This is a genomic window from Haladaptatus sp. HS23 (assembly GCF_056892285.1).
This window is the reverse complement of sequence record NZ_JBXGLH010000048.1, coordinates 1-1,285: the sequence shown is the minus strand read 5'-3', so window position 1 is coordinate 1,285 and position 1,285 is coordinate 1. Positions and strand designations below refer to the sequence as shown.

The window sequence follows — 1,285 nt, the reverse complement described above, 5'->3', positions numbered from 1 at the left end:
ATACTAACTAGCGTCTGCCCCTGTTTTATACTATTGCCGTGAAAACCCTCCGCATGTCCGTTGTAAAAGACGGACGAAAAATGGCCAACGGAACACCCACGAACGGTGTACCCGTGGCGCTTATCACCGCTGGCGCGACCATCGTAGCTAATCAGAACGTAGCTGGTTGGGTACTCATCGCTGCTGGCTTGGTGGTAGCAAAACGGGATCGGGGTGAGTGATAGAGTTCCAATCGAGCACTCATTCCCGATGACCTCGTATTTATTTTGTTTTAACGACGCCGAGCAACGACGCTCGACAGTATACGGTTGTATGTGAACGCACATCAGTTTTTCCCGTGGACAATCGCTTCCCCTGCCTGGCCGTCAGTTTGTATGAAACCGAATTATTCTACACACAAGTTGAGTTGGAGCTACTGGGAGCGTTCACTCTCAATAGGAGTGAATCAGGGTTCCTGACCTAGAGATGCTCAAGGTATGAGGAGAGTTCTATGACACCATCAACTTTCACGCACAGATTAATTTGGGACTCCCGGGGCAGACTCACTTCCACTTATTGGATTTAGTACGTGGTAGACACCACAGAACGCACTAGCGTAATCATTCCCGATTCTGTAAACCTGCGATACTGCTTGTATTCTGCAACGTCGATAAAATCAGTAGAGATGAAACATTCCTGGGACGACTGTCGATTTGATCGAACGAAGGCTCACGCTGAAATAACCGGCACTGTGGCGAGGCGAGTCACGCGGTCAGTCGAACTTCCCGGGTGTAGAGACCTCGACTTCGACAGGCCGTGTTGTCCCATCACAATCAGATCGATGTCATTCTGTTGAGAACACTTCAAAATCACTTCATGAGGGACGCCTCTACCACACTCGGCTGTCGCTTCGATACCTCTGCGTTCGGCTTTCCTAACAATTTGCTCAAGGAGCTTATCTCCCCGAGTTTGAATGTCTTCAAGAAAGAGCTCGTCGCTACTCAATGCTGGAGTCTGTCCGTAGATCCGCTCATCGACAACAAACAATGTATGGAGTCTCGCACCCTCCTTCTCAGCAAGCCCGAGTGCGTGTTCGACACCCCGTTCCGCCCCTTTGCTCCCATCTGTCGGCACTAGTATATTGTTGACCATTACTACCCAGATCTATGCTCTACGTCAGCATTAATCAGTTGGGGGTATCATTTTCATATCCAAATAGACAGGAGTTGACGTTGCTCGTGGTTTGTGATCCCTGTGTTAATGATTCGCTCACTGGACACAATTTTTGTCCCGCGATCAAATGATA

At 49.1% G+C, this 1,285-nt stretch carries 1 protein-coding gene; it reads right to left on the bottom strand.

Annotated elements, in window-relative coordinates:
- Window positions 1-708: 708 nt before the first annotated feature.
- The gene (locus tag AC1XDK_RS30735) at window positions 709-1,131 is read right to left on the bottom strand and encodes a universal stress protein (protein ID WP_069449936.1); all 423 of its coding nucleotides are present in this window, start codon (window positions 1,129-1,131) and stop codon (window positions 709-711) included.
- Window positions 1,132-1,285: the final 154 nt, after the last annotated feature.

Coding starts and splice junctions, on each gene's coding strand:
- AC1XDK_RS30735 (WP_069449936.1), bottom strand. CDS start 1,131: ATGGTCAACAATATACTAGTGCCGACAGATGGGAGCAAAGGGGCGGAA.